This is a genomic window from Pseudoalteromonas sp. S558, assembly GCF_005886635.1.
Classification (GTDB): Bacteria; Pseudomonadota; Gammaproteobacteria; order Enterobacterales; family Alteromonadaceae; genus Pseudoalteromonas; species Pseudoalteromonas aliena.
In genome coordinates this window covers 1-331 of record NZ_PNDU01000675.1, presented here as the reverse complement: position 1 = coordinate 331, position 331 = coordinate 1, and the positions used below count along the sequence as shown (strand labels likewise).

Genomic DNA, 331 nt, shown 5'->3' with positions numbered 1-331 from the left:
CAACGGTAAGCGCAGAAAGAAAAAAATCCGAGTTCATAGAAACAGCACACATCGCTTTACACGAATTTTTAAGCAAGGGCGAGTTTAACGCTAAAGATTGGAAATCATTTTCTAGTTTTTTTGTACCCGTTGTAAGTAATGTTACAGAAGCTGACGACAACTTGGATGTGTTAAAAGGCATTTTAGATGAGCATGAAAGCAGTAAGTCTCGCGTGTTTTATTTTTCGCTTCCGCCTGCTGTTTAGGGCAGATGTTGTGAAATCCTCTGTAGCTAAGTGTTTATGTGACCGACGTCGCGTGGTGTGGTGGTGTAGGCTATTGGTTATTGTGG

The 331-nt window shown here is 41.4% G+C and carries 1 pseudogene; it reads left to right on the top strand.

Going from position 1 to position 331, the window contains the following annotated elements:
- A pseudogene (locus tag CWB66_RS21900) lies at positions 1-242 on the top strand (glucose-6-phosphate dehydrogenase); the annotation flags it as partial.
- Positions 243-331 lie beyond the last annotated feature (89 nt).